Below are 23,874 nucleotides of genomic sequence, written 5' to 3'. Positions count from 1 at the left end.
TCTAGCACCTTCAATCGGAGCACATAATGGGATAACCTTGCATATCAGGGTGGACTTTCTTGCACAAAAAAAACCGCTCGAATCGGATCGAGAGGTTTTCATTCCTATCGTAAAATTCAGCTGTGGCTCGTTCTAAACTCCGCCGGCGTACAGCCCGTTTGTTTTTTGAACATACGAAAAAAATACTTGACATCGGAATACCCCGACAAGCCGGCAATCTCCTGTACGGTAAGCTGACTTGTTTTCAGTAATTCCTTGGCTTTCTCCATACGTAGCCGGATCATATACTGCTGGAGATTTTCCTTGTATTCCGATTTAAACAGACGGCAAATTTGATAAGGACTCATATAATACTTTTTGGCCAAATCACCCAGGGTCAGCTCTTCGGAGGTAACGTTGGCGGTAACGTACTCCTTAAGCATCCGTATGGCCTCCTTAGGTCCTGTAATGCTGAACTTCTTAGCCATATCGACATGGTACAGCATCGTTCCGAGCAGCCGCGATTCCATCTCATCCAGCGATTCCAGCCGGATCAGCGTACTCATATCCTCATACTGCGAAAATCGCTGCCCGGCCTCCGGCCGATTCGCGGCCAGCGATTGCTCCGTCATCCGAAGCAGGCTTGAAAGGAGCCGGTACAACTCGCCGCGGGGTACAGTTCGCTCGTCGTGAAGCGCGCGAAACAAGCCGCGGATCGAATCTTCAACGCGGGCCGGGTGCAGCTGTGCGAGATCCAGTTTGAGCCGCTCGACGAACGGCTTCGCACAAGCCGGCTCAGCGCGCAACGCATCAGTTCGGTATGCCTCCACCTTGAAGCCGTTACGCAAGTCCAATTGCTGCAGCGCCAAGACCGCTTCATGGAATGACCGGCTGATCTGTGCTGTAGCTGTGACTACACTGCCCAAACCCATGTTTACGACCATTTTGCGGAAGCCGCCGATGACTTTCACGAGCTCCTCGCACTGACGGTTGAACTGTTCCGGATGCGACCCTTCATCCTCACGTTCATAGCCGCGAATGAATATAAACTCGCTCGGCATGTCCAGTTTACGGAACAGCAGCGTATCCTTATCCATCATTTCTGAGCCGATATTGTCGATCGTGAACCAGACGGACTCCTCATCTCCGGCGTAATGGTCTCTTTTGGCCTGAGTATAATTCTCCACCCGCAGCACGGCCGCTTGATACTCCGCATAGCCAAACCAGGGCGCCAATTCCTCGAACTTCCGCGCTTGCAATATGTCCCCGTTCCCGAGGACAAATTCGTTAAGAAGCCCGGTGAACAGAAGCTTGCGGCTGCGGTTCAACGTATAGCGCTGCTCGATTTCCAGAAGCTTACGCTCTTCGTCTTCCTGAAGCCGGGCGGCAAGCTTGGCCGCTATGGAAGCGATCTCCTCCTCATCAATGGGCTTAATCAAATAGTCGCATAATCCAAGCAGCAGGGCTTGACGTGTATAAGCGTAATCGTCATAACCGCTGACAAGAACAATTTTGGTCCCGGGCAACTCATGCAAGATGCGCTCGGCCATTTGAAGCCCGTCCATCCCAGGCATGCGCACGTCGGTAAAAATGATATGAGGCTTGAGCGCGAGCGCAGCTTGTAATCCTTCGTCTCCGTCTTCCGCCTCACCGGCAATCGTGAGACCGTAAGCTTCCCAGTCCAAAGCGGTGCGCAGGCCAGCTCTTATATAATGCTCATCCTCAACGAGCAGCACTTTGTACATGCTTCCCCCTCCTAGACGGTCGGTGTAAATAAGGCCGGCGGGACTTCAGGGTGCAGCGGAATGGCCAGCGTGACCGCCGTTCCTTCTCCCAGCCTGCTATTTATTTCAAAGCGGTGATGATCCCGGTAATACAGCCGGAGCCGGTCCACGACATTCCAGAGACCGATACCTCTCCCGCTGTAATCGTATATTTCAAGCTCCTGCTTCAGCCGATTGTTCAGCTCCCGAAGCTTTTCTTCCGTTATCCCTAAGCCGTCATCCTCGATCCGCAAAAAGAGCAGTTCATCCGCTTCCCATGCTTGGATATGCACCGTCCCGCTTCCCTTCTTCATTTCAATACCGTGCCGAACGGCGTTCTCCACAATCGGCTGCAGGATGAACTTAAGCAGCTTGGCCTCGTACAACCGGTCGGGTATGCTCAGGTGCAAACTGATCTTGGCGCCGAACCGTACCTTCAGAATACTCATATAATTTTCAATGTTCTCCAGCTCGGCCCGGAGCGTGACAAAGTCTTGATCGCCCTTGATGCTATAGCGGAACATCGAGGAGAGGGCGCGGGTCATTTCGCTGATTTCCCGAATTTGTTTCATTCTGGCGATACTGTTGATCGTTTCGAGTGTATTGTATAAGAAATGCGGGTTGATCTGTGCCTTCAAGGCCTGTATCTGGACTTCCTTATTCATCAGCTTCGTACGGTACAGCTCATGGATCAAATGATTCAGCCGATCGACCATTCGCTTGAACATCGCGCCGAGCTTCATGACCTCATCGTTGCCTGAGCCATCCACGCGAATGTGGAAATCTCCCTTTTCCACCTGCCGGAAAGACCCCATTAGCCCGTGGATCGCGTTCGAAATGCTCGAAGAAACGGTCAGAGCGATATACACCGCGAATAATAAAAAGACGATAAGAATCGCTATGGTAAATTGTAAAATCAGGTTGATTTTCTTCATAAGCACGGCATAAGGAACCATACTGACAATCGCCCAGCGGTTCGAATTCAGCTTGGTATACGACACAAGAAACTTGCTGCCGCCGCTTTCATAATCAAAATAATGGCGGGTTCCTTCCGATCCGGCCTCGCCCGATGGGGAGCGGAAAATCATTTCCCGAAGCTTGTCATCCTCCGCTCTGCCGCCCAGCAGCTGCTCATTGCGGTTATAAATATAGGTGCCGCTGTCATCGAAGATAAAAGCATCGCCGTTCTCAAGGAACTCTTGTTCCTCAAACAGTCTCGCGAGCAACTGCGGCTTGATCGCAATGGCAATGACACCCAGGTCGTTGCCGCTCCATCGGTCCTTCAGCAGGGTGGAATACGTAATGACCTTCTCCGGGGTCCGGAACACCCCGGCGACTTCATTGTCATGCGGAGGTAGCCATAGCGGCTTCCCGGCCTCGTTCAACGTCTTGGAAAATAACTGCGTCGATTGATACTGGCCCGGCACCATCCGGTTTCCGACGAACATCCGATACCGGCCATTGATGTGCATGACGGTGATGCCATCGATGTCATATTTGCTGACCATATGGGACGATAGAAGCCGATCCAGCTTATCGTCTACGGCAAAGCGCTCCAACTCGCTTGCAGAGCCGACGTTTTTGAACTCATTTTGAATGACGTCCGATTTCATCATCGTATTGGCGATTTGATCGTAGTCAGCCAGCAGCTGTTCGGCGTTCAACTGCATTTGTTTCGTAAGCTGCACCGAGTAGTAGCCGACCTTCTCCTTGGCGTCGGCATAGGAATACCAAAAGGAGAATAAGGCTACGATGGCAAGAGGAACGACAGAAACGAGCAGGAACGAGCTCAGCAGCCGATGCTTAATTTGAAATTTACGGTAAAATGCTTCTTGGGCGGACATGAATCGTTCCCAAACGAGTCGCAGCCGCTTCATTTCGGAGCTCCTCCTTCGCCTATTCATATAACCCGGCTTCGCGGATCACTTCTTCAAATTGCTCCGCCATTCGCTCAACGGCTTGCTCCGGGCTGGCCTTATGCCGGATAACCGATTGCACGGCGGCCTCCTGCGCTGCATTCAGCTTGGAAATCACGAACGGGACATCGGGGTCGGCCGATACCTTTGATCTTGACAACGATTCGGCCAACACCGGATAGATGGGGTTGGCCGAAGCCACCTGCGGTCTGCGGTAATTCGAGCTGCGCGTAGGATCGTTTCCTGAGGGAATCTTCAAGAGCTCCACATCTTTACCGGTTACGTATTCTGCAAATTTATAAGCCAGCTCGGAGCTCTCCGGGCGGAGCGGGTTATTCGCAACTGCCATCGTCCATGCCCCCATGGTCGGCGATTTAACGCCTCCTGCACCGGGAACGACAGCGTAACCAATCTTGCCCTGCACCCGGGAACCGGCCGCCTCAGCCGCTTTGCTTAAGCCCGGCCACTGCTCCATCATGGCCACATCCCCTTCAATGAACCTGCGGTTCGCTTCTATCCAGCCGTATTCGGTATATTCGGGAGGGACGTATTTCCCCAGCTCGACGTAAGTCTTCATTGCCTGAACGCCTGCCTCATTATGGAATCCCGGCTTGAAATCCTTATCGACATCCTTGCCGCCGTATGCCCCAAGCCGGTTGGTGAACGTCCACCGCGACCAATCGGCTTTCCCCATCATATTAAAGCCATAGAGAACCGGCGATTGCGGATGATATGCCCGAGTGAAGAAACGGGCCGTCTCATAAAGCTCGTCGATCGTGTCCGGCACCTTCAACGGCTTCCCGGTTTGGCTCTGAAACAACTCACGGTTGCGGATATCTTCGAACAAATCTTTACGGTAAAATAAGATCTGTGCATCCGGCTTATATGGAAGCGCATACAATTTGCCTTTGTAATAGCCGTAATGATCCAGCAGACTTGGGATGAAATCGTCCAAATCCAAATTCGGGCTGACAACTGCTTTATCCTGGATGAACGAGGACAGCTCTTTTAAATAACCGCTCTGAGCATAGCTGTGCGCGAAAGCTCCAGGAACCAGGACGACATCGAATCGATGCAGCCGGGACAAATCCTTTTCCATTTCGGCAGTAAAGGTTTCATCGGGCAGTGCCGTCAGAACCACTTTGGCCCCGGAAGCCTCTTCGAAATACGGGATGGCGGCTTCCAGCCCGTTGCGCAGCTCCTCGACCTTCGTACCAACCTGGAGCACTTGTCCTGCATACTGCTTCTTCAACGTGCCTCCCCCGTCCAAATCTTTAAGCTCCACGCCGAAAACCTGTACTACCCTATTCCCATTCTCGTCAGGCTTTACAGGCTCCGAATATTCTGCGGCCAGGCTCTTATCCCGCAATCTTGGGGTTGCGCCGCTAGCTGACTCCGCGTCTGAACGATCGCAAGCGGATAGTACGGTAAGCGTGAGAAGAAGTGCCGGGCCGAGGAGAACGTGGTTCCTGTTTTGCCATCTATTCCTTTGCAACTGCAATTGCCGCATTGCGAGCCGACTCTCCTTGATTCAGTCTTGATTTGCGAAAATCTTCGAGGACCCCACATACAGGAAATCCCTCGGACCGCCGCTTCTTTAACTATACAACAATATCATTAAAATAGGTCAAAATAACGAATGAGGCCAGCCAGTTTTTACTGGTTGACCTCTCTTTTTATTAAGCCCGGGTGTACATGTTCTGATCCTGCAATCGAATCAGAACTTTGCCAAATCGACCCCCCTGCCGGATTTCCACCTTGTCCGACGGATAAGTCCGTGCCAAATACTCGGTGACGATTTGCCGGTTTCGATCATCCGCAGGCAGACCCCAAATTTTAAGCCAGTCCATAGCCTCCATGAGCGCCGTTTCTCTGGATACCTCCCTGGTTTTCATCTCCCGGGTGATCAGCGACTCATAGGAGTAGCCTTTAAGATACAATAAATGCTGCAAATAAGCCATCTCCAGATGCTCGGTTTTCTGAGGCTGATCGGTGACCAAAGTCCAAATCTCGTTCACCAGACTGTGCTCTCTGGATCCGGCAGCCAGACTGATATAGCAGAACCGACGCGCGCAGCTGAGCACCTTCTCCACACTCTCCCAATCGACGATAACCGGGCACATGGAGACAAATACCAAATCAAAGGCTTTCTCCCATCCCTTTGCCTGAATATGAATGTTTTCGAACGGCTCCGTCACCAGCTCAACCTTCCCGTTTGTTAATCCCGTCGCATTTTCTTTCAGGAGTTCTGCCAAAGGAAGAGATGGCTCTACGGAAGTAACGCGGGCCCCTCTTTCCGCGAACGGCACTGTAAACCCGCCCGAAGCCGCACCAATGTCTAGAATGGATGTTTCGTTGAATGTCACACCCTGTCCTTCCAGCCAATTCATAATCCGTTTAGTTCTTTGTCTGCCTTCTTCGCTAAAAGCCTCCTCGTTGAATGACTTTGCCTTATGGTCAAAAACGCGAACTGCATCCATGCCGGCTTTTTTCATCTTGTTGACTGCGGTCTGCGTATCTTCCTTCCAAGCTTTTTCCCAGACGGTTTCGTTAAAAAAATCGTTCAACATGTTCATATCCCCTCTCATTTATTTTCTAAAATTATCTGCTTTCCGTGACTTGGGGTTGACGACATCCCTTACCGCCCTTGCTAATTATAGATATTATATATCCACAATATATGTTATGTTTCCGTTTGTCAACGGCTATACCATATTTTTTCCAAAGGTCCGATATTCCGCGAGTAAAAAGAAGCGAGTCTAGTCTTGACTGTTTACAGGTAACCAACCGGTCAGCAGAGCGCCACCCTCCGAATGGTTACCTGCGGCAAGTTCCCCTCCGTGACGCCTCATAATTGTCCGTGAAATCGTTAACCCTAACCCGCTGCCTCCGGTTGAACGATTCCTGGATTGTTCACCACGATATAAAGGTTCAAAAACCCGCTGCAGTTCTTCCGGCGAGAAGCCCGGCCCCGTATCACGTATCGTAAATTTTACCTGGTCATTATCTATAGAACATTGAACAACAATTTCACCATAGGAGGGGGTATGCCTGACGGCATTCTCCAAAAGGTTGTTGATGGAACGTTCCAATAAGTGCATGTCACCGCTAATGAAGCAGTCGTCTGCAGCATCGTTCGAGATCGAGATGTGCTTTTGCCGGGCTAGCGGACTCAAACTGTCGATCGATTTCTGGATGAGGTGTTTAAAATCAATCTTCTTGTGATGAAGCTTCATCTCCAAATAGTCCATCTTCGTAAATGTGAAAAGGTCCTCTACCAGCCGGTCCAATTGCGCCGATTTTTCCTTACACACCGCCAAATATTTTGTTATTTTCTCCGGAGATTGAGCAATTCCTTGCTCAAGACCATCCAAATAACCCCGCAAGGCGAACAACGGGGTTCGTAAATCATGCGCGACAGCGCCGATTACGAATCGACGCTCTTCTTCCAGTTCCGCTTGTTTCCGAAAAGATTGCTGAAGCCCCTTCACCATCACTTCGAATCCATCGCGGACTTCCGAGATTTCGGTAATTCTGGACCAAGGCAGCTTCACATCCCAATCCCCTGCGGCGATTTGTCTGGCTGCCAGGCTCATCCTTTCGAGGGGCTTAAGAAGGAATCTTCGCATGGCAACACCGATAATAAAGAAAGCTAGCAATACTCCGGCAAGCACCGCAATGATCTTAACCGTATTGGACTTCGGCAGGGAAATGACGACCTTTCCGAGCAATTGACCGTTTTCTATGACGGAGAACCGTTCGGTTGATGACAAGTCGCCCCGGCGCTCCGGATTAGACCGATAAATTTCCCGATCTGACGCAGATAAGATAACTACCTCTATGTTCGCTTGCTGCAACCGGGTATGCAATTGATTTTGCCAATTCGAATCTCTCCATTTGTCCGTGTTCGTTTCAATCAGGTGCGTGATGTCGGTCAAATGTCTTTGCAAAACCTCGTCTTGCGGTTGGCTTTTTGCGAAGCTGAGCGTTTTTGTCTCCATGAAGTGAGCCGTAACAAAGAAGATCCACGGCACGAGCTGGATGAAGAATAAGCACAGCAAAGTAAACGTACGAATACGAAGCGTTCTCATGTTATCCTCCCTCGAAGCGATACCCTACTCCCCATACGTTGACCAAGTATTGCGGATGGTTCGGATCGGATTCGATTTTTTCGCGAAGTCGACCGAGATACACCCGAATCGTATGCTTATCGCCCACCCCATCCCAAAATTTGGCAAGTATTTGTTCATAGGTAAAAACATGTCTGGGGTGTTCGACAAATAATCGAAACAGTGCATATTCCTTCGGCGTGAGCACTACATTCTTCCCATCCACGATAACTTCTCTTGTGGACAGATTCAGCTTGATCCGGCCAAAATCCAGGACTCTTCCATCCGTTTGATGCAGAGAAGCGGAACGCCGCAATACCGCTTTGACCCTGGCTACAATCTCGCCCGGTGAAGCGGTTTTGACGATATAATCATCGCCGCCGAGCGTCAGCCCTCGAATCTTGTCCACATCATCGCTGCGAGCGCTCAAGAAAAGGATCGGAACGTTGCTCTCCGCCCGAATCCGGCGACATAACTCAAATCCGTTTTCTCCCGGCATCATGATGTCAAGGACGATGCAATGAATGGAACTCTGTTGGAACACGGTCCACGCTTGAGCGGTATCGCCAGCGGTTATCACGTGAAAATTATCGTATTCTAAAAAGTCCCTCAATAGGTCGACGATACTTTGGTCGTCGTCTACAACCAGTATCGTATTAACTTCGCTCATGAATATCCCACCTTCGAATTCTAGTTTATCATCTTTTCCGCAAGAAACTAACGTAACCATCTGATTTGTGATGATTTGTTTATTGTTTTGTGACCTTTATACAACTTCGTTTGAGATATTCGTTTGTTACAATTTTTCTTGCGAACACGGATGGCTAATACCGAGGGTCATGACTCGTCCCGTCCTACGCAGAAACGGATAAAGGAGGAAGATTTCTTGATGTTGACGGTTCAAATTGTGCTTTTTGACGGCTTCGACCTTCTGGATGCCATCGCACCTTACGAAGTTTTTTGCGCCGCTGCGATGAATGCTGACAACGCGTTAAGCGTAGAATTCGTTACCGCCGAAGGTCCGAGAGCCGTGACTAGCGGCACCAACGGAGTAAAGATTGAAGCAAGCGGCAGATTGAATCCGGAACGTGCGGGTATCATTGTCGTGCCCGGCGCCGCGGGTGACGTCGAAGGAGATGGCCCCGATTCCGTTCCGGCTATTCTGGCCCGGGCCATGAACACGGAATTGACCGGTATGGTTAGGCAGGCACTCGGGCAAAAAGACATCGTAGTCGCCACGGTATGCGGCGGCTCCCTGCTGCTGGCCATGGGAGGGCTCTTGGAAGGCAGACCGGCGGTAACTCATCATCTGGGCATGAATGTACTTGAAGCAACCGGAGCCATTCCCGTCTCGGCGCGCGTCGTGGATGATGGCAACCTGGTTAGCGGCGGCGGCGTAACTTCGGGACTCGATGTAGCGCTGTATCTGGTGGAACGTGAGCTTGGACCGCGTATCGCGCACGCGGTAGAACAGTTGTTCGAATTTGAGCGGAGGGGGACGGTTTGGAGAGAAACAGGAATGGCACCTGGCCGGCGAAAAACATGGACAGGCGACGAACCGAGTATCGCGGCGGACAAAGCGCCCATGACTTATGGCCCTCCGGATAACAAACTCACAGAGGCATCCGTCTTCGAAGGCGATTGGGATACAACAATCGCTACACCAGTTGGGAAACTGCAGGTTAAGCTCTCCATCTCAACAAGGAATGGGGTAATCCAAGGCAAGGCCACTCAAGGGAATGAGACGGTAGCGTTGTTGAACCCCGTCCTTCTGGATAACAAGCTTACTTGGTCGCTGCAAATCACGAAACCGATGCGCTTGAATCTGAAATTCGAAGTTGCCGCCGACGGAGATCACATGACCGGAATCGCCAAGGCCGGCATGCTTCCGGCATCCAAACTAACAGGCCATCGCGTTTCCTAGCCCGGAACTGTGTATTGGTCATCAAAATGGAGCCGCGGGGGTTCGGATCACATGAAGAAACGGAAACGACTATCCGGCCTTTTGACCGGTGTCACGATTTTATTTATCCTTTACGCCTTGCTGAACAATTATATCATCGATCCCGGAGCCGAGAGCTTTTTAAGCCATAAAACCGGACTCAAACGCGAGCTCAATCTCCCGGTCTGGTTAAACGTGATGTACGTTCATGTTGCATTTGCCTGCATCGCGATGGCGGCCGGACTGCTCAACTTTTCTAACCGAGTCATGGAAAAAAGCCGCAAGTTCCATCGCATCAACGGCTACGTTTATTTGGTGTCCGTACTGCTTGTCGTGCTGACTTCCGGATACATGGCGCCTTACGCCACCGGAGGAAAAATAAGCAGCATGGCATTCAATGCACTGAATATTATATGGCTGTTTATCACAATCATGGCGCTCTTCCAAATCAAAAGGAAACGGATCATCCGGCACCGGAACTGGATGATCCGAAGCTACGCTTTTTGTTTTACGAACATGTTCATTCATCTCATCACCTTCCTGTTTCATCAGGGTTTCGGTCTTGTTTACGCTACCAGCTATACCATTGGCGTTTACGGCTCCATTGTGCTGCTGCTGGTTATTCCTGACGTCATCATTAGAATGAACGGTTCTTCTGGAGAAGCTGCGGTTCCCCATACATGAGGTGATCCACTCACCTCCAAGCGAAAGGAATGGTAAAAAGAATGAAAAAATTTTTTGGATGGCTCCTGTCGTTTACCCTGGTACTAAGTCTGATTGCCCCTGCGGCAAGTGCGCAAACAAGCGAGAATAAGAATGCGTTCAAGGACAAAAGTATGCATGTTCAAGTCGTACTATTCGATGGCTTCGATCTAATGGACGCTTTGGCGCCATATGAAGTATTCGCTGCCGCGGGAATATACTCGGGAGGAGCCGTTACGCTGGAATTGGTCTCCGCAGAAGGCAAGCGTTCTGTCCCTAGCGGTATGAATGGGCCCGCCCTCGAAGCGCAAGCGGCCTTAGATCCGAATCGTCCGGGAATTATTTTGGTGCCCGGAGCTGCGGGGAAGCCGGCGGGAAATTCGGAAGACGCCATTCCGAATATATTAGGGCAGGCTATGAGGACAGGTTTACCGGATTTGATCAAGCAAGCTATGGACAATAAGGAAGTCACGGTGGCTACCGTATGTGGAGGCTCAGTGCTGCTTGCTATGAAAGGCTTGTTGAAAGATAGACATGCCGTAACCAACCATTTGGGCATGGCTGCTTTAAAAGCTGCCGGCGCAATTCCGGTTGATGCAAGAGTCGTTGTAGACGGTCCTCGCCTCGTGAGCGGCGGAGGCGTGACTTCGGGACTTGACGTGGCCTTGTATTTGGTTGAGCGTGAACTGGGGCCCCGAATCGCGAATGCCGTCGAAAAGTTATTCGAGTACGAGCGAAGAGGCACGGTGTGGAAAGCGGAAGGCGTTACGCCGATCGACTTTACGACGAGTCAGGAAGCGTCTAAAGAAGCACAACCCGCTGCTGCTATGTAAGGAAACCAAACTTGAGAAAAAGAAATGCCCCGGAATCGGAATCCGGGGCATACGAACATAAATCTGCCGACCGCTCCCCGCTTCGGACCTTGTGAAAGTCACCTCAACCGCCGGGTCCGTTGACGCCGAAGGCGATCAAGCCGAGCGCAACCGTGTAAAGCATCCAGCCGGGATGACGGCCGCGTGTCGCCCAAAGGTTGACGAGAGCGCCATACAGGTAGGAACTGCCGACGAGCAGGCTAGTCGCAAGCCTTACGTCCTGCTCGAACCAGAGGGCAGAAGCGATCAAGGCTAGACCGCCGAGAAACCAGTTGAACGTACTGAACTGCAAGAGTGACGGCACGAGCTTTTTGACTAACGTTAGTTCGTCGGCGAGAACAGACTTCGTTAGCGGCCTGATCATGAGCCGTTGGGTCAGACTGCCGTGAATCACCGCCACACCACTTCCGATAAACCCCGCCACCACCAAGGCTGCGTCTTGCCAATTCATGTCAATCCTCCTCCTTATGGAACTTAATAACCTTCAAGGTTCTTTTAGTACGAATTCGTAGTAAATATATAAAAAAAGAGTCCGAATTACTACGAAATCGTAATGTATGTCTAAACTCAATTTAATACGTTTTCGTAGTAATGTCAATACTTTCATTTGACCGAACAGAACATCCCCTCCAAGCAAACGGTAAGGGCCCTATCCTTTACCGTTCACTTTGAGGGGATACGATCAGTGCATTGCACCGGGATTTCTGCTAACCTCAATCATCCGCTTAATCTGATCGGTCACCTTTCGGGAATACATCTGGTCGAACGTCTCATCGGGAATCTCTTGCGCCAGCAGCGGTCTGAGCACATCCGCTTCAAACTTATCCCAATCATCCCGAATGTAGGTAAAGGTGCCAAATCCTTTTACGGGAGTAAAGTACATGTACTCTTGACTATGCTCGTCCATCTGCGACAAGCCGCAGATCTGACAATGAACCTCCAGCCAGTGCAATTCTTTCCGCGTCAAACGCTCCTCGAACTCCCGGCGCACTCCCCACACATCACTGATTAGCGAAAACATCCCTTGAATTTTCATAGGAGGCACAAGTTCCGGATATATCCCATGTACAAGGCCAGGCACCAGCATAAATTGACGAAGTGTATCCGGCAAGGCAAACCCTAATTCCTCTTCGGACTTCGCAATCATTTCCTCCCTAAACGAAAGGGAGAGAATGGGCCCAAATTCCTTTTCCACTTGCGAGTTGAATTGGCTAAATGTTTCGTATGCCTTGTGGTACCGGGTCACTGCCTCCATAGCGGTTTCCTGGGCAGGTGCCTGTACATATTCTCGATCGACTTCCTGGCTGTTTTTCAAAAAGGCCTGATACTCTGCTGAGTTTATCGCTTTAGCCAGTCGTAGCTCGTCTCTCAGATACGGTGACCCGATGGTCTGCATCCGCTGAAGAAAAGCAAAGGCCTTCGCTTGCTCTGCGGGATCAAACTCACTCAGCTTCAGCAGCACAAGCGCTCGGGTGTCATAGAAATGTTCAAGTAAAGCTTCACCCTCATTCGGTCCCACCGTTTTAAAGCAAGCCTTTACATGTTCCCAGGCTGTCAGGCATTCTTCTTTGGATGCGGCGCGCTCCATTAGCTCCCGAGCGAGTACATTATGGCAAGCGCGCAGCGTTTGGCGGGGCTCTGGCCGATAGTTGAACAACATCCTCGGGGAGATATAGGCAATCGCTTCACGGCAGGTCTCGAGCGCTTCTTCTACCCGCCCCAATCGATACAGCGCATTCCGCTTGCAGTCATAGATCCGGCTTATGTCCGCGACATCCACATCCGTGCAATCAGAGGCGAGTTCCTCCATTTGGAACGCTAAATCGAGAACTTCCTCATGTTCCTCCGCATCCATATGAGCCTGTGCCTCTTTCACCAGTTTCTCAAACTGATCGAGATCGAAGGTCTGGTCATTTGCTTGGGTTCCTTCCTCGTTTAAATCGTATTCGTTCTCGGCATCCTCCTCTTCGTATTCCAAGTCCTCTTTGTATCCTGCAGCAAGCCACAGCCGGTGGACAAAATCGCCATCGCCATATTCAGTGAACCATTCCAGCACCAGATACTTGCCGTTCACTTCCCATGCTTTGCTGATGTTATTATCGCCCCAGCGCAGCATGATAGACGCATCGGGCAGCGGGTCGCCAAAAAAATCGGAAAGACGGTCAGCGATCGCTGCAAAATACTGTTCAAAAGCCTTTCTTTCCCATTCCCCGAGAAAAGGGTAATGCCCGTAATGCTCCTCGCTCACATAAGTGCCCGCCAGGACCACCATCGCGCCTCTTTTTTTATACTCGTCGATCTCATCTTCATCCTCTTCCGATAGATCGTACACATCCCGTTCGTACCAGGTATAGGGATAAAAATCTCTTGGTTCCGCATCCAAGAGGGTTTGTGCGGCATCCGTAATATCTCCCTCCCAATACTGGATATCCTCAAAATGCCGGGCAGGCTGCTTGCACAAAAACGGACTCTCGACAAAAAACGCACCCTTCTCTCCTTCGTTTTGCCATACGATCCTTCCCTCAGCATTAAATAGTCGCAATACACGCTCCTGTGGATTCCCCGTCTCTTCTACCCGCAGTCTGCAAACTTCCCTTCCAGCTGCGTCCACGTAGACAACTTCGCCTTTCCGAACAAGAAACGGAGCCATTCCCTTGCCGCTAGAAAAGCCCAGCACCCAGCCTTCATGATCCGTCAGCGGCTCCACATAAGGCATTTCCCGGAACTGGCCGTCCATCGTAAGAATCCCCCATTGATCCTTGTGAAGGACGACGCTCGCGCCACACTCATGAAAAGGATCGGCCCAAGCATACTGTGGCGGGATCACCATCGTACCGGTACGATCGAAGAAGCCGATGCCTCCGCCGTAAGGCACATCTTCTTTTACCAGCCCGCACACCATTTGGTCCGAGATCGACGTTCCCTCAATGACCACATCGCCCTTTGTATTGAGATAACCCTTTCTTATATTCATCAGATCAGTGTAATCGCTGAAAAAAGCAAGCCCTTCTTCGTTGAACTCTTCGATACGCGAATAGGTCGGCTTCACGATCCATTCGCCTTGCGTATCGATCAATCCCCATAATTTACCTTTCCTTGCGGGGGCTGTGCCATCGCTTGTATACATGCCGACATTCGCAAATTGCGGGGCAATCGCCATTTCGCCTTTCGTATTGATGACCCCCCAAGCGGAGCTCCCCCGATTTTTTACGGCAGCCAAACCAATCGGTGAAAAGAAGCCTGCCTCGTCAAACGGCCCTTCGATGACGACTTGTCCCATACAATCGATATAGGCATAACCATTGTGCAAGCGAACCGCCGCCAAGCCTGCGTTAAATGGCAGCGCCTCCTCAAACCGGGGTTGGATTTTGATTTCCCCGTTTAAGTCTACATAGCCCCATAGCCCTTCTTTTTTGAATCTGGCCATGCCCTCCTCGCCAAAAATGCGCGCATCCTCCAAAATCGGCTCGATCAACCATCTGCCGTTTTGATCCAGGTACCCCCATTTTTCGTTTAGGTCCTGAGCTGCGGTAATGTAACCTCCCTTACTATTTGGAGTAAAGTTATGTACTTTAAGCAAATTCGGCTCGCGAACAAGATTTCCATCAACGTCGATCAACGCATTACGTAGCCCGAGCGATTTTTCGAATGGAAAACGTACGACATAGGGCGGATGAAACACGTTGCTATTTTCCGTCATGAGAGTTGCTCCTCTGCTTATTAACAATGGTTGTTTCTTTGATTGCATTTGACCCCATACCAAAATATTCTACCACGACCTTACGGAATTCCAGTGCAGCCCGCGAAATGTACCGGCTCTTGTGCCATAATAAAGCAATCTCCCGTACCAATTCGTGGTCCTCTACCCGAAGATATTGGATATGCTCCCGCGGATTCATGGCCGTGCTTGGTATGAAGCCGATGCCAATTCCGGCCTCCACCAGAGCGCTTAGCCTGGCGGGCTCATTTCCCTCATACACATATTTAGGCGCAAATCCGGCCGATTGGCATACGGAGTCTACCAGATCGCGAGTAAGGTAGCCCCTCTTTACGCCGACAAACCATTCGTCCCTTAGTTCTGCCAAGGAAACGCTGGTTCGGTCTGCCAGCCGATGTCCCTTCGGAACAGCCACAAGGATGGGGTCGACGAACACGATTTCACATTCAAAGTCATCCCTTTGTATAGGAGGAGAGGACAAGCAGAAATCGACCTCACCACGATGGAGAAGCGTTATCATTTCCTGCGTGGTCAGCATTTGCACATGAAATTGGATATGGGGATGTTTTTTCCGAAACTCTCGAAGGATTTGAGGCAGCGTGCTTGCGTTGGTCACCGCCAATTCAAGTGTGCCATGTTCCGGACTGGACAAATCGCTAATCTCCTGCTTCCCCTGCTCCAATTCAAATAACGCCCTTTCCGCACGGCGAAGAAATCGGCTTCCATACTCATTCAACCGCAGCTTCCTCCCTGTTCGATCGAAGAGAGGGACCCCTAGATCCTCCTCCAGGCGTTGAATCGTTTTGCTGAGCGACGATTGAGTAACGTGCAGAGCTCGTGCCGCCTCGGTCACATGCTCCAATCGAGCGACCGCGAGAAAATATTGCAGTTGAAGAAGTTCCATAACGCACCCTCCGTTCATTCCTTCAAGTCAATGAAATTATAGCATAAAATGCGTTGGAATAAATGTCGGTTTTCAAGTACGATGACATCATTACACTTGGAGGAGGGCCAAACATGGGGGTTCGCAGCTGGTGGTTGATGATTGCCGTTGGACTGGGGGTACTACTGAACCCATTGAATTCTTCGATGATTTCTGTTGCTGTTGCAAGGCTGCAAAATGTGTACCGCCTTGACTTTGCCAGCGTTTCCTGGATTATTTTTTCCTTCTACATTGCGAGTGCGATCGCTCAACCCGTCATGGGAAAGGCCAGTGATTTATTCGGCCGTAAGAAAATATTTCTTACCGGGCTTGTCGTCGCTTTCGCTGCATCCTTATTAGCTCCATTATCGCCCAACTTTGGATGGCTCATCGTGTTCCGCATTGTGCAATCCATCGGGACAAGCATGATGGTTTCCGTTGGAATGGCCATTGTGCGCATTCATATTACGGAGAAGCAAGCGACTGCGCTGGCCGTTTTGTCCATCTTCCTGTCCGGAGCGGCAGCCATCGGACCATTTATTGGCGGGGTCTTGATTCACGGATGGGATTGGCCTGCGATCTTTTTCGTCAATATTCCGTTCGTGGCGGCGAGCTTTCTATTCGCTTGGAGGTCGATTCCTAATGACGAACCGACGGCATCCGCGCGCAACATGTCCATTCGTAAATGGATGGAGTTGATTGATGTGCCAGGGGTCCTGCTCTTCAGCGCGGGCTTGGTTGCCCTGCTCGTTGGATTACTGTCGGCAAAATCATCCGGGCATATTTCATTTCGCTATGTCATTATCGGGTTGATCGGCCTCGTTATACTGGGGGCTTTCGTACGACATGAGTTAAAAGCGACGTCGCCCTTTATTCCTTTGCGCACCTTCGCCAAACATCCTGCGATGACCTGGGTCAATATCGAATTCATGATCGTTAACGTACTTTTTTACTCGATCTTTTTCGGTCTTCCGTCCTATCTACAAATGGTACGTCATGTCAGCGAGTTCCATACGGGGATTCTCATGTTAAGCTTAGGCTTGTGCTCGCTCGTTGCTTCTCCAATAGCAGGACGATGGATCGATAAATCAGGACCCCGTCCGGCATTGCTAGTCTCCGCGATACTGATGACGCTTGGAGCCGTATGGATCGTGACCTTGAATGAAAGCTCACCGGTGATCAGCGTGTGCTTGGCGTTAGCGGCATTCGGGATTAGCAACGGGTTGAACAGCGTCGGTATGCAAGCGGCCTTGTTCAAAAGCGCTCCAAAAGAAATTATCGGCGTAGCATCCGGATTGTTTAATACATCAAGAAACCTGGGAGCCATTCTCTCTTCATTGCTGACAGGCCTCGTCATGGGAGACAAGTTCAGCTTCGGGGGATTTCGATGGCTTGGGGTGATCCTCACGGTAATTGCATTGTCCTTGGTATTCATGAGTTGGCGGCGCCGGAAGCCGGGGCAATGGGAAGAGCTTGAATTTCGTAAATGAATTAGATGTGCAGAACCCGCAAAAGACCTTGGCTCGCCGCTCTTGATGCGGATGCGAAGGTCTTTTACAGGTTCTTATTCGTTAGGCATTTCGTTAAAAAAAGTTACATCCTCGATTGGCAGTCTCGTCGTCGGATGACCGGGCTTCGCTGCCTTACCGATGGCGATCAGCATAACCGGGGCATACCGGTCTGATACGCCGAAAGCTTCCATGAACTTTTGTTTGTCATAACCGGCCATGGGTACCGTATCGTAGCCTTTGGCGCGGGCAACAAGCATAAGCTGCATCGATACCAGCCCGCCGTCGGTATAAACGATTTGGCGGATGGTATCGGGCGGCATGCTCGAATACATACCGGTATAGCGCTCAACAAACGATTTTGCCGTATCCGCAGGCATGAAGCCCGCTTCGACAGCCTGGCCGTAAATCTTCTCGGCCATCCGGATGCTCTCAAGGTCACCAAGAACGGCGATGACAGCCGAAGCCTCGACCACTTGCTGTTGATTGAATGCGATCGGAAGCAGCTTCTGCTTCAGCTCCGGCGAGTCGATAACGAGAAACCGCCACGGCTGCAAGTTAGCGGCCGAGGGAGCCAGCGTAGTTTCCTGCAATATTTCGGTCAATTCCTCCCGCGAAATCTTGACCTCGGGATCATAGCTGCGAACCGACCGGCGTTCTCGAATAACATCAAAAAAAAGTTGTTGCTCCATCGTTGGCGATGGTTGTGAAACCGACATGGTTCTCTCCTCCTCTTGGTAAAACGGCATTCAGCATCTCTATCAATCCAACAGCAGTTGTTTGAACAACACTTGTTGTATTTATATGTTATAATAACAACCGAAGGGGACGCAATCATCAATATCCGTTAACCGTTGCATAGACAACACTATTTCAATAATGTCGTTTTTATTTGGGGAGGTCCTAACCATGACAATTCAAAAGAATGAAGCTGATCCTCGTGTGATACGTACACGGCGACTCCTTCAGGACGCTTTCGCTTCATTGATTCAAGAAAAAGACTTCGAATCGATAACCGTTAGGGATATTGCGGAGCGGGCTACGGTAAACAGAGCGACTTTTTATGCGCATTTTACAGATAAATTCGAAATTCTCGAGTCCAGACTAACGGAATCTTTTATGACCATCATCAACCGTAGAATAAGCGGTCACGAAAAATTAAATGAAGAAACAATTCAGAGTATTTTTCTGGGTGTATGCGATTTTCACAAGGATCTAAGCACCATGTGCAAAAAAAGGTATAAATCGCTTGGACCTGTATTCGAAATTCAAATAAAGGAAAAAATTCAAAAGATAATTCTTTCCTTTATAGACAAAGACAAGATGCCTTCGAATCCAAACAAGCAATTAATAAATACAGCTTCTATCATGTTAAGCTGGGGGATGTATGGGGCAGCTTACGTTTGGAACAATGAAGGGCGTCCAATACCTGCGGAATCATTCGTTAAACAGACCATGCCCTTAGTGATGAACGGAGCCAAAGAACTGCTGGACTAGGTCCGGTCTGGAAATGAAAATCTGGATAACCGGCAGCTTTCCAATTCTTTCATCTGCACATTGTCTATAATCTCGTTGGAAGCCACGCTGCTAATCACAGGAGCCAGCGTAATCGCTGAATGCATAACGGCTAGATAGAGACCCTTGATCCGATCATGAAAACCAACAATAGGGTAACCATCTTCAGGCATAGGTCGCATTCCTACCTTGATACCTTCCAACTCCAAGGTCTCCCCTCCTTTTAGATGGCGACGAAGGATTTCAAATGCTCTTTTTCCAATGGCATCTGGCCCGTTTTCTTCAGACTCGTCCATATAATCTTCCGCCGCGATCAGAGTCGTATCGGTTAGTTGTCTTGCTTCAAATTTCGAATTGGAAATCAAGGTGTGGATTAACTTTTCCTTCGATTTCATGCGAATCAGAATGGAAGGCGAAGGAGCGACAAGAACATCGAATCCTAATGGTTTACAGAGCTCGGGTAAAGCCGTACCGGTTGCCAGTACGATGACATCGGCTTCGATAAAACCATGTGAAGTGTAAACACCGACAACCCGAGCGCCCTCTTTTTTTATTTCATCATAGTACGCCTCCCGATCTCAACGGTCATAATCCATTATCTCATATTACCGGTTGTTGTTGTGTAACACAATGAATCATCCCGCCATCCTTATAAAGCTCTCTTACATCAATACCAACCACTTTACGTTCGGGATATAGTTTTTGGATGATATCGTTTGCTATGGTATCATGAGGATCGTTATAGTTAGGTACCAACACAACTTTATTCCCGATATAAAAATTCGCATACGAACCTTTATCGACCAAGGTTTCTTCGTTTGCTAACGTGACTTTGTTTTTACTGAGCGGCAAAAATACATACTTGTAAGACTCGCCTGATGCATTTTTGGCATTCAATAATGCTTTAATATCGCTGGCGGACAGCCCCCATTCGGCCAAGTCGTTTTCCGAAAATGTAATGATCGTAGATTGGTCGTAAAATTTCGCAAATCCATCAATATGAAAGTCGGTAATGTCTGCCCCCGGTACTCCATCCAACCAAATAAAATTCGTAACGCCAAGGCAGCCAAGATATTTTTCGATTTCCGCTTCGGATAAGTCAGGATTTCGGTTTTGATTCATAACAGCGCTTCTGGTGGATAAAAAGGTACCGTGGCCGTCCAGTTCAATAGCTCCGCCCTCGATGACGAGATGACGCGCATCTATTCTTTCGATGTTTAACCCCTTACTGAGACGCTCGCGAAGTGAAGCGTCCTTGGCAAAAGGAGTTTTCTTCCCCCATCCGTTGAATCCCGGGTCCCATATTCTTAGATTTTTATGATGATCATATACAAAAATCGGACCATTATCCCTTGCCCATACATCATCCGTAGGCGTAATAAAGAAATCAATCATGTTCATATTTACGCCCTGGCTCGTAAGGATTTGGTTAATTTTTTCTTTTTCCGCTTGGTTATAGGCAACAATGTGAACTTTCTCACCCTCGCTTAACGCGCTTGCCATCTGGATCCAGATGGGCTCTATCCCTTTTTTATAATCTTCGCCATAGGTGTATCCATGAGGCCATTGCAACCAAGTGCCTTCATGTTCGCTTTTCTCATCTGGAATCGTATATTGCTCCATTTTCTCAGCCTCCTCTACTGTTTGCCGCCTCACTTCTTCGATGATCACCCTAACCCAACCTCTGGCAAGGTTAGGCGCATCTTCGGTGTGGCCCGTGAGGTTACTCGTTCAAAAACACTTGGAGGCAGCAGCTGTTTTCCGTTCAACCGGCCCTTATTAAGGTGAATATATCCCCATGTTGCCATGGTTGGTATTCACTTTCCGCAAGATACATGTCCCCTTTTCCTTGGCACAGGCGACAAGAAAAAGCCAAAATTGTTTATCTCCTTATGCCAGTGGCTTGATGGCTACGATGCGCAATCGGCGAGTGTCGGCCATCCATTGGCCTCCCCGGTCAACGTGTGGCCTAACCTTCGCCTCGATGGTGCGGTAGATCGACGCTTTGTCTGCCGGCGTGACGTCCGGGAAGAAATAATCGGCGAATTTGTCCAACCAGTTCCGTAGCCCTGTCTCTCCCTTGAGCGGGGTTGGCTTGTCGAAATGCTGAGCCAACGTGACGCGGAAGCCGGTCTCCTCTAGGAGGCTGGCATATTCACCAATGGTGGGAAAATACCACGGGTTCCGTCCCGCCCACGTATAACCATGTGTCTCCAGCGCCTCCTCCATCGCGTTGGTCAGTACGGCGACATTGCCGCTACCGGCGAATTCGGCAACGAATCGGCCGTCATCCCGCAGGGCCAGCCAGATAGAGTTGACAACGGCAGGAGCATCCTTGATCCAATGCAACGCTGCATTGGAGAACACAGCGTCAAAGCGGACATCTGTGCGGTAAAGACAAGCGTTTTCTACCTGAAAATTCAGTTCTGGGTATTTCTGTCGGGCCTGCGTAACCATCTCCTCCGACAGGTCGATACCTGTAGGGATCGCTCCGGCGGCTGCGATCTCGGCCGTCAAGTTCCCATTCCCGCAGCCCACGTCCAGGATTCGCTCCCCGGGTTGGGGCTGCAGCAAGGTCAAGACCCCGACGCCCGGCTTGGCGACAAAATCTTGGTTTTCATCAAATACTTCCGAGTTCCGGTGACGGTCGCTTTCGTATTTCATCTTTCTCACCCCAATTACAGACTTAATGTGTCCATGATAACCATAATACTAAGACCTGTCAAGAACCCTTTGTCGGCAATGGGATAAAGCTCTTGTCTTTTGCTCATGACAACAAACCTTATCCCATAAAACAAAAAGCCGCGATTTACGCGGCAATTCACGAGATCATGTTTATGCGGCACCTGAAATTTTAAATTTCGATTTTGGTTTCCAAAAACTCAAGATACTTTGGGTCATCCTCCATAAAAATGGCAATACCGGCACCCATGTAAGCCCGGGTTAGCTCGTCAGTCGCCTTCTCCAGGTTTCCCTGTTCATAATACAATTGCCCTAGCCGAAGATGAATATAGGGATTACCCAACCCCTTCGGACACTGTACCGCATTAAAAAAGCACTTAAATGCCTTGTCATAATTGTTCATTCGAAAATGAACATCCCCAATAGCCACGTACAGCCACGTCGCGGCCTCCCATTCTCGATGGTTTTCCGGCAATAAGCGAAGAGCCGCAACATACTTATGCTTGCCCGCCTCAAGATCGCCAGCCTTCACCAAATCATCGCCTTGTTTAGACAGAGCGGTAATTTCGGAATAGGTGGAATCTGAAAGTTGCACTGCCATCCCTCCTGTCCTATTCTTGAATTTGACGAATGATCTTTTTTTGACTTTCATCAAAAATGATTGCGTTTGGTATCTCCAATAAATAGTCTATCGCCCCAATGATATGATCCGTGAAATCCCGTCGCTCATCAGACGAGAACTCAAAGCGAATGCGATCGGTACAATCTTTGATTTCAGGCGGGCAATCCTCGACGACACTTGCAATATAATCTGCATCTGCGGCTACATTGCGGCCCGTTTCAAAGTGTGCCGAAAAATTCCATCCTGTCCACTGAAGAATCGCATATTTTTGTTTCGTGAACGGATTCGTTGATGTTCCTATTTTCAGACCATGCTTTGTTTCAGAATCAAAATAGGTGCCTAACTCTGAGGCGAGACGTTCATAAGAGTATGGATTTGACGACTTCGCAAGGTAGGCATGGATTACGAACATGTTCCGGTTCTCCTCGACAATATGATCATGTCTTCAACTCCTTTGGATTTATACTCTCTTATCAATCGTATCGGATATTCCCGACATACGGATGCTCTGGAATCAGACCTCTTCCGTCATTTCCCGCCCCCTACAGTTGAATAGCTTGCCCCACGACGCGTAGTTAACAGAACATGCAGTCGTCATAAGGTTGACTTTATACCGCCCTGACATTTTATGGTTTGTTTCACAATCCATATATCCTACTATAATTCCCATATAAACAAAATACGACAATTTACTTATATTTCCCTCCTTTCGCCCGTTTCCCCAAAAACCATCCTCCAATCCATACTTTAGTATCTATGAGGACCAGTTCTATTGCGGATATAATGCACGTGAATGAGCGTGAATCGCCTAATTCGGCCATATGCAGGCTGTAAACTACGGAGGAGGGAAACATGGAGGCGAATCGAAGGTCTGCCGTCATTGTTGGGGTATTATTTTTAATTGCAACGGCTGCGTATATTTCGGGAAATGCACTGATTGAATCTATGATGAACGCTCCGGATTATCTCAGAGATGTTTATTTGAAGAAAGACCAAGTCATCTTGGGAGTATTGCTTGAGCTCATAAATTCCGTCGCTGTTGTCGGCATCGCAATCGTATTGTTCCCCATCTTAAAGCGGCATAATGAAAAAATTGCCTTAGGCTACATTGGTTTTCGGGTGATGGAGGCTATGCTCCTTATCGTTGGGACAATCGGTCCGTTATTGCGGGTCAAATTAAGCCAAGAATATATCCAGGCAGGAGCCCCGACCCATTCCTATTTTCACACCATAGGAGCGTTGGCGGCTGAAGGAAGTTTTTTGGCTTTTCAGCTGGCCATGATTGTACTTGGTCTGTACAGCCTTGTATTCTGTACTTTATTGTATCGGTCCAAACTCATTCCGCGATTCCTATCGGTCTTAGGCCTTATAGGATACGCATCGTTGTCAGCCAGCGCCATCGTAGAACTTATGGGTTACAACGGAATGGTTCTGTATGCTCCGGGAGCCCTTTTCGAGATCATTATGCCGCTTTGGCTGATCGTCAAAGGGTTCAACTCATCCCAAATAAGGACTTGAAGGGTAAAATTAAAAAATCACCAAATCCACTGAACTGTAACCCGTAAGATGGACACTTGAAAAAAAGTGACCTCTTACGGTTTTTTGTGCTTTAATCATACTATCG

The 23,874-nt window shown here is 49.5% G+C and carries 21 protein-coding genes; 6 read left to right on the top strand and 15 right to left on the bottom strand.

Annotated features, from left to right (window positions below):
• Nucleotides 1-116: 116 nt before the first annotated feature.
• From KQX66_RS30645 to KQX66_RS30620, 6 genes are all read right to left on the bottom strand, one after another.
• Nucleotides 117-1,724 (bottom strand): response regulator transcription factor, encoded by a 1,608-nt coding sequence (locus KQX66_RS30645; RefSeq protein ID WP_216797174.1) that lies wholly within the window; start codon nt 1,722-1,724, stop codon nt 117-119.
• Nucleotides 1,725-1,735: 11 nt separating this feature from the next.
• Complete coding sequence (locus KQX66_RS30640; RefSeq protein WP_216797172.1) at nt 1,736-3,619, bottom strand: cache domain-containing sensor histidine kinase; 1,884 nt, start codon at nt 3,617-3,619, stop codon at nt 1,736-1,738.
• 19 nt (nt 3,620-3,638) lie between these two features.
• Nucleotides 3,639-5,027: an ABC transporter substrate-binding protein gene (locus KQX66_RS30635; RefSeq protein ID WP_216797171.1), complete on the bottom strand. Its 1,389-nt coding sequence runs from the start codon at nt 5,025-5,027 to the stop codon at nt 3,639-3,641.
• Between the two features lie 310 nt (nt 5,028-5,337).
• Nucleotides 5,338-6,228 carry a class I SAM-dependent methyltransferase gene (locus KQX66_RS30630; RefSeq protein WP_216797170.1) on the bottom strand — a complete coding sequence of 297 codons (891 nt, stop codon included), beginning with the start codon at nt 6,226-6,228 and terminating at the stop codon, nt 5,338-5,340.
• Between the two features lie 189 nt (nt 6,229-6,417).
• Entirely contained in the window at nt 6,418-7,749 is a 1,332-nt protein-coding gene (locus KQX66_RS30625) for a sensor histidine kinase (protein WP_216797168.1), read from the bottom strand.
• 1 nt (nt 7,750) lies between these two features.
• A complete protein-coding gene (locus KQX66_RS30620; RefSeq protein ID WP_216797166.1) occupies nt 7,751-8,437 on the bottom strand; it encodes a response regulator transcription factor in 687 nt (228 codons plus the stop codon).
• 219 nt (nt 8,438-8,656) lie between these two features.
• Between KQX66_RS30620 and KQX66_RS30615 the strand changes: the two genes are divergently transcribed.
• Genes KQX66_RS30615 through KQX66_RS30605 form a run of 3 tightly spaced genes read left to right on the top strand, consistent with a single transcriptional unit; the run spans nt 8,657 to nt 11,244 of the window.
• Nucleotides 8,657-9,691, top strand: a complete 1,035-nt coding sequence (locus tag KQX66_RS30615) for a DJ-1/PfpI family protein (RefSeq protein WP_216797163.1) — start codon at nt 8,657-8,659, stop codon at nt 9,689-9,691.
• A 51-nt stretch (nt 9,692-9,742) separates the two neighbouring features.
• Nucleotides 9,743-10,393, top strand: a complete 651-nt coding sequence (locus KQX66_RS30610) for a DUF2306 domain-containing protein (RefSeq protein WP_216797161.1) — start codon at nt 9,743-9,745, stop codon at nt 10,391-10,393.
• A gap of 41 nt (nt 10,394-10,434) precedes the next feature.
• Nucleotides 10,435-11,244 carry a DJ-1/PfpI family protein gene (locus KQX66_RS30605; RefSeq protein WP_216797159.1) on the top strand — a complete coding sequence of 270 codons (810 nt, stop codon included), beginning with the start codon at nt 10,435-10,437 and terminating at the stop codon, nt 11,242-11,244.
• Between the two features lie 103 nt (nt 11,245-11,347).
• On the opposite strand, the gene KQX66_RS30600 is transcribed toward KQX66_RS30605, so the two are convergent.
• The 3 genes from KQX66_RS30600 to KQX66_RS30590 all read right to left on the bottom strand — a co-directional run bounded on the left by KQX66_RS30600 (nt 11,348) and on the right by KQX66_RS30590 (nt 15,905).
• A complete protein-coding gene (locus tag KQX66_RS30600) occupies nt 11,348-11,734 on the bottom strand; it encodes a hypothetical protein (protein ID WP_216797158.1) in 387 nt (128 codons plus the stop codon).
• A 231-nt stretch (nt 11,735-11,965) separates the two neighbouring features.
• Entirely contained in the window at nt 11,966-14,983 is a 3,018-nt protein-coding gene (locus tag KQX66_RS30595) for a WG repeat-containing protein (protein WP_216797156.1), read from the bottom strand.
• The gene (locus KQX66_RS30590; RefSeq protein WP_253957545.1) at nt 14,970-15,905 is read right to left on the bottom strand and encodes a LysR family transcriptional regulator; all 936 of its coding nucleotides are present in this window, start codon (nt 15,903-15,905) and stop codon (nt 14,970-14,972) included. Before KQX66_RS30590 ends, KQX66_RS30595 begins: the two co-directional genes overlap by 14 nt.
• A 113-nt stretch (nt 15,906-16,018) precedes the next feature.
• Between KQX66_RS30590 and KQX66_RS30585 the strand changes: the two genes are divergently transcribed.
• The gene (locus KQX66_RS30585; protein ID WP_216797154.1) at nt 16,019-17,413 is read left to right on the top strand and encodes an MFS transporter; all 1,395 of its coding nucleotides are present in this window, start codon (nt 16,019-16,021) and stop codon (nt 17,411-17,413) included.
• Nucleotides 17,414-17,487: 74 nt separating this feature from the next.
• Here the strand turns inward: KQX66_RS30585 and KQX66_RS30580 are convergent, their stop codons facing one another.
• Nucleotides 17,488-18,150 (bottom strand): nitroreductase family protein, encoded by a 663-nt coding sequence (locus tag KQX66_RS30580; protein ID WP_216797152.1) that lies wholly within the window; start codon nt 18,148-18,150, stop codon nt 17,488-17,490.
• Between the two features lie 190 nt (nt 18,151-18,340).
• On the opposite strand from KQX66_RS30580, the gene KQX66_RS30575 reads away from it, so the two are divergent.
• Entirely contained in the window at nt 18,341-18,928 is a 588-nt protein-coding gene (locus KQX66_RS30575; RefSeq protein WP_216797150.1) for a TetR/AcrR family transcriptional regulator, read from the top strand.
• Here the strand turns inward: KQX66_RS30575 and KQX66_RS30570 are convergent.
• The 5 genes from KQX66_RS30570 to KQX66_RS30550 form a co-directional block, all read right to left on the bottom strand.
• Nucleotides 18,925-19,500, bottom strand: a complete 576-nt coding sequence (locus KQX66_RS30570; protein ID WP_308647305.1) for an NAD(P)/FAD-dependent oxidoreductase — start codon at nt 19,498-19,500, stop codon at nt 18,925-18,927. The two genes, KQX66_RS30575 and KQX66_RS30570, sit on opposite strands and share 4 nt — an antisense overlap.
• Nucleotides 19,501-19,546: 46 nt before the next feature.
• Entirely contained in the window at nt 19,547-20,617 is a 1,071-nt protein-coding gene (locus KQX66_RS30565; RefSeq protein ID WP_438804218.1) for an agmatine deiminase family protein, read from the bottom strand.
• Between the two features lie 219 nt (nt 20,618-20,836).
• A complete protein-coding gene (locus KQX66_RS30560) occupies nt 20,837-21,610 on the bottom strand; it encodes a class I SAM-dependent methyltransferase (RefSeq protein WP_216797147.1) in 774 nt (257 codons plus the stop codon).
• Nucleotides 21,611-21,800: 190 nt separating this feature from the next.
• Complete coding sequence (locus KQX66_RS30555) at nt 21,801-22,223, bottom strand: tetratricopeptide repeat protein (RefSeq protein ID WP_216797145.1); 423 nt, start codon at nt 22,221-22,223, stop codon at nt 21,801-21,803.
• A gap of 16 nt (nt 22,224-22,239) precedes the next feature.
• On the bottom strand, nt 22,240-22,662 hold the full coding sequence (locus KQX66_RS30550; RefSeq protein WP_216797143.1) for a hypothetical protein: 423 nt from the start codon (nt 22,660-22,662) through the stop codon (nt 22,240-22,242).
• Nucleotides 22,663-23,102: 440 nt separating this feature from the next.
• Between KQX66_RS30550 and KQX66_RS30545 the strand changes: the two genes are divergently transcribed.
• Complete coding sequence (locus tag KQX66_RS30545) at nt 23,103-23,768, top strand: DUF4386 domain-containing protein (protein WP_216797141.1); 666 nt, start codon at nt 23,103-23,105, stop codon at nt 23,766-23,768.
• Nucleotides 23,769-23,874 lie beyond the last annotated feature (106 nt).

This window comes from Paenibacillus oleatilyticus (genome assembly GCF_018998565.1).
Lineage (GTDB): Bacteria > Bacillota > Bacilli > Paenibacillales > NBRC-103111 > Paenibacillus_G > Paenibacillus_G oleatilyticus.
Note: the sequence above shows the minus strand (reverse complement) of the source record. Positions and strands in the feature narration are given on the sequence as shown.

Excerpts from the sequence above, each read along its gene's own strand:
- KQX66_RS30610 (WP_216797161.1), top strand. The coding sequence starts at position 9,743 with ATGAAGAAACGGAAACGACTATCCGGCCTTTTGACCGGTGTCACGATT.
- KQX66_RS30550 (WP_216797143.1), bottom strand. The coding sequence starts at position 22,662 with ATGTTCGTAATCCATGCCTACCTTGCGAAGTCGTCAAATCCATACTCT.
- KQX66_RS30615 (WP_216797163.1), top strand. The coding sequence starts at position 8,657 with ATGTTGACGGTTCAAATTGTGCTTTTTGACGGCTTCGACCTTCTGGAT.
- KQX66_RS30600 (WP_216797158.1), bottom strand. The coding sequence starts at position 11,734 with ATGAATTGGCAAGACGCAGCCTTGGTGGTGGCGGGGTTTATCGGAAGT.
- KQX66_RS30595 (WP_216797156.1), bottom strand. The coding sequence starts at position 14,983 with ATGACGGAAAATAGCAACGTGTTTCATCCGCCCTATGTCGTACGTTTT.
- KQX66_RS30630 (WP_216797170.1), bottom strand. The coding sequence starts at position 6,228 with ATGTTGAACGATTTTTTTAACGAAACCGTCTGGGAAAAAGCTTGGAAG.
- KQX66_RS30575 (WP_216797150.1), top strand. The coding sequence starts at position 18,341 with ATGACAATTCAAAAGAATGAAGCTGATCCTCGTGTGATACGTACACGG.
- KQX66_RS30590 (WP_253957545.1), bottom strand. The coding sequence starts at position 15,905 with ATGGAACTTCTTCAACTGCAATATTTTCTCGCGGTCGCTCGATTGGAG.
- KQX66_RS30585 (WP_216797154.1), top strand. The coding sequence starts at position 16,019 with ATGGGGGTTCGCAGCTGGTGGTTGATGATTGCCGTTGGACTGGGGGTA.
- KQX66_RS30645 (WP_216797174.1), bottom strand. The coding sequence starts at position 1,724 with ATGTACAAAGTGCTGCTCGTTGAGGATGAGCATTATATAAGAGCTGGC.
- KQX66_RS30605 (WP_216797159.1), top strand. The coding sequence starts at position 10,435 with ATGAAAAAATTTTTTGGATGGCTCCTGTCGTTTACCCTGGTACTAAGT.
- KQX66_RS30580 (WP_216797152.1), bottom strand. The coding sequence starts at position 18,150 with ATGTCGGTTTCACAACCATCGCCAACGATGGAGCAACAACTTTTTTTT.
- KQX66_RS30640 (WP_216797172.1), bottom strand. The coding sequence starts at position 3,619 with ATGAAGCGGCTGCGACTCGTTTGGGAACGATTCATGTCCGCCCAAGAA.
- KQX66_RS30620 (WP_216797166.1), bottom strand. The coding sequence starts at position 8,437 with ATGAGCGAAGTTAATACGATACTGGTTGTAGACGACGACCAAAGTATC.
- KQX66_RS30625 (WP_216797168.1), bottom strand. The coding sequence starts at position 7,749 with ATGAGAACGCTTCGTATTCGTACGTTTACTTTGCTGTGCTTATTCTTC.
- KQX66_RS30560 (WP_216797147.1), bottom strand. The coding sequence starts at position 21,610 with ATGAAATACGAAAGCGACCGTCACCGGAACTCGGAAGTATTTGATGAA.
- KQX66_RS30545 (WP_216797141.1), top strand. The coding sequence starts at position 23,103 with ATGGAGGCGAATCGAAGGTCTGCCGTCATTGTTGGGGTATTATTTTTA.